The organism is Candidatus Infernicultor aquiphilus (genome assembly GCF_002784285.1).
Lineage (GTDB): Bacteria > Atribacterota > Phoenicimicrobiia > Phoenicimicrobiales > Phoenicimicrobiaceae > Infernicultor > Infernicultor aquiphilus.
This window is the reverse complement of record NZ_PFKO01000096.1, coordinates 1-3,634: the sequence shown is the minus strand read 5'-3', so window position 1 is coordinate 3,634 and position 3,634 is coordinate 1. Positions and strand designations below refer to the sequence as shown.

The 3,634-nt window shown below is 31.0% G+C and carries 3 protein-coding genes; all 3 read left to right on the top strand.

The features are described from left to right. A partial coding sequence (locus COZ07_RS02770) for a pyruvate formate lyase family protein (RefSeq protein ID WP_406607068.1) occupies nt 1–976 on the top strand: 976 nt, incomplete at its 5' end. A gap of 408 nt (nt 977–1,384) precedes the next feature. Further along, nucleotides 1,385–3,187: a DNA repair protein RadC gene (radC, locus tag COZ07_RS02765; protein WP_406607067.1), complete on the top strand. Its 1,803-nt coding sequence runs from the start codon at nt 1,385–1,387 to the stop codon at nt 3,185–3,187. 4 nt (nt 3,188–3,191) lie between these two features. Then, nucleotides 3,192–3,563 carry a hypothetical protein gene (locus COZ07_RS02760; protein WP_406607066.1) on the top strand — a complete coding sequence of 124 codons (372 nt, stop codon included), beginning with the start codon at nt 3,192–3,194 and terminating at the stop codon, nt 3,561–3,563. Nucleotides 3,564–3,634: the final 71 nt, after the last annotated feature.

Below are 3,634 nucleotides of genomic sequence, written 5' to 3'. Positions count from 1 at the left end.
CCCTCGGACTGGTAAGAAAATAGGGATAGAAACTGGCGAACCAATCCAATTTAATTCTTTTGCAGAATTATTTCAGGCTTTCAAAAATCAACTTCATCATTTTATAGATATAAAGATTAGAGGTAATAATATAATTGAAAGATTATATGCTATCTATATGCCCGCCCCATTCCTCTCCATAATAATTAGTGATTGTATTGAAAAAGGGAAGGATTATAATGCTGGTGGTGCTCGCTATAATACCGATTACCTTCAGGGCGTAGGAATTGGCACCATCACCGATAGTCTATCAGCAATTAAATACCATATCTTTGACCAGAAAAATATAAATATGAAAAAATTAAAAGAAGTATTAAAAGATAATTTTGTTGGTCATGAAGAAATACGTCAATTATTTTTAAATAAGACCCCCAAATACGGGAATGATGATGATTATGCCGATGATATTATGAAGTTGGTATTTAATGCTTTTTACCAGGAAGTAAATGGAAGAAAAAATACCAAGGATGGGGTTTATAGAATAAATATGCTTCCTACTACCTGTCATATCTATTTTGGTTCAGTAGCGGGAGCTACCCTTGATGGAAGAAAGGCCGGAGCACCTGTCTCAGAAGGAATTTCACCAGTACAGGGGGCAGATCGTTTGGGGCCTACAGCAGTGATCAAATCAGCCGCCAAGATGGACCAGGTAAAAACCGGAGGGACCCTTCTAAATCAAAAGTTTACCCCTCAATTACTGGAAGGAGAGGAAGGAATAAATAACCTTGCTCACCTGATTAGGGCTTACTTTAAATTAGGTGGGCATCATATCCAATTTAATGTAGTAAGTGCAGATACTCTAAGGGCCGCTCAAAAAGAACCTGAAGAATACCGAAATCTTATTGTGCGAGTAGCAGGTTATAGTGATTATTTTAATAACCTCAGCAAGACCTTGCAGGATGAAATCATCAGTCGAACAGAACACCAATCCTATTAAAATTTAAATATACAAACTTTTCTTCCCCCTTTTATTATTTATAAACTATAAACCAAGAATGATAAACTAAAAATTTTCACAAAAAAGAAGGATTTTATAAAACTTTTGTTGAATTAATATTAGGATATAGAAAAGTTTGAAGATATTGATATTTTTGACCGCTGGGGGCGATTCAATAAGGTAAATATATATCCTTGAAGTGTGACAAATAACCGTCCACTGACCCACATGCCGATATGGTAGTATAAACGAAGTAGTTTGGTTATTTTAAGTTATACGCAATTCAAAAAATATTTTTCTTATAATAAGGAATTTTGATAGGCTTTTTAAAATGGGAATGAATTTGTTTTTTATTTATTATAAAGGGGAATTAGAATACAATAATTCTATTTAATTTGGGTACAAATTATGGTAAAAATTAAAGATATTCCAAAGATCGATCGCCCAAGAGAGCGCTTTCTCCAAAAAGGAGCCGATGCGCTTTCAAAAAGTGATCTTTTGGCTATCCTTTTAGGTAGTGGCATAAAAGGTAAAAATGTAAAACAGCTTTCAGAACATATTATCAAAAAATTTGGCAAGAATTTTTTAAATATTACTGTTGATGATTTATTAGAAATTTCAGGAATTGGGCAAGCTAAAGCCTTACAAATCATCTCTGCAATTTCTTTAGTAAAAAGATTTTATGAAGAAGAAAAAGGCAATGAAATTATTATTAAAAATGCAAAAGACGTACTTTCTCTTTCTTATGATTTAAGAGACAAAAAAAAGGAATATCTTATTTGTATATATCTCAACGCGAGGAATGCTTTAATAAAAAAAGAAGTCATTAGTATTGGACTGCTTGATAAAGCACTTATTCACCCAAGAGAAATTTTTTATCCAGCAACTGAATTACATGCAGCAAGCATAATCTTGATTCATAATCACCCTTCAGGAAACTCTTTGCCGAGCGGAAAAGATCATCAAATTGTCAAAAAAATCGTGCAGGCAGGGGAAATAATGGGAATACCTGTTATTGATTTTATTATCATCTCCGAAGAGAATTATTACAGTTTTTATGACAAGATAAAGGATTCAAACAAAGGCTTTGATTATATTGCAGACGGAATACAGGAAACCTTATTTGATTTGTTTGAGATAAAAAAACCTCTCTATGAGGTAAATATTCAAAAAATTGAAAAATCTTATTTCCATTTTCCAAAAGTTAAAGATAATACTTTCCAATTGCAAAACAGAAGATATTTAGGAAATAAATACAAATTGCTTGGTTTTATTGAAGATATTGTTACAGAAAAATGCAATGGGATAAAATCATTTTGTGATATTTTCGCTGGCACTGGTGTTGTTGGTGAAAGATTTAATAAACCAGAAATAAAAATTATTTCTAATGATTTTCTTTTTAGTAATTATGTTTGTTTAAAGTCATTTCTTGGTGCAAGTTCGAATGTTAAAAAAATAGCGGATAAAATTGATATTCTTAATAATTTAAAAACTGATCGAGATAATTATTTTTCAGAGTGTTTTGGAAATACTTATTTCTCTCTAGAAAACGCTAGAAAAATCGGGGCTATTCGTGAAGAAATCGAAAAGATTGCGGAAACAGAAGAAGAAAAAAATATTTTAATCTGTTCTTTAATTTATGCGGTTGATAAAGTTGCAAATACGGTCGGTCATTACGATGCTTTTCGTAAAGCTTTAGACATGTTGCAACCATTAAAACTTTTAATCCCTGATGTCGACTACTTAAATAATGGAAATAACGAAATTTACAAAGAAGATGCAAATATTCTGATTAGAAAAATTACTTGCGATGTTTTGTATATTGATCCACCCTATAATTCACGCCAATATTCAGATGCTTATCACTTATTAGAAAATTTAGCTGAATGGAAAAAGCCAAATGTTAAAGGGGTGGCAAAAAAAATGGATCGTTCACATATTAAAAGTTTCTATTGTCTTAAAAATGCAACACAGGTATTTGAAGATTTAATTAGAAATGCAGATTGTAAACATATTTTATTGTCCTATAATAATACTGGTGATTCAAAAGATGGGCGTTCAAATGCGAGAATAAGTGATAATGATATTTTACGAATATTAGAAAGTAAAGGAAAAGTTGAAATTTTTGAAAAAGATTATAGGGCTTTTACCGCAGGAAAAAGTAATAGCGATGGAAACGCTGAACGAATTTATTATTGTAAAGTAAGGTGAAATTATGAAAAAACCTTGGTCAATTACAACAACGGTTAGAAATCCTGAAAGATTAAGAAACTTCTTAATTGTTTCGAAGCAACTTGAAAATTATAAGTGGAATTCAGAAAATCAAAGGAAATATCAAATTCTTTTGATTAAAGATAGGGTTTATGGCTATGGAAAAAGTCAATTTTATAATGGTTTATCTCAAGAGCAAATTGACTTGATCGACGATCAAAAAAAAGAAATTTCTTTTGAACAAGCCGAAGAAATTTTTAATGCTAAAAATTATAAAGACCCTGCGATGAGGGGTAGACAGTCGATAAATCCGCTTAAAAAATTTGGATTTGTTGTGATAAAAGACAAAAAGATCTTTATTACTAGTGTCTTGTAACCGAAATAACTTGACAATCTAAATTAAATATATTATAAAGAGAGTATGAAAACATTACTCTCAAAAATAGT

Coding starts and splice junctions, on each gene's coding strand:
- radC (WP_406607067.1), top strand. CDS start 1,385: ATGGTAAAAATTAAAGATATTCCAAAGATCGATCGCCCAAGAGAGCGC.
- COZ07_RS02760 (WP_406607066.1), top strand. CDS start 3,192: ATGAAAAAACCTTGGTCAATTACAACAACGGTTAGAAATCCTGAAAGA.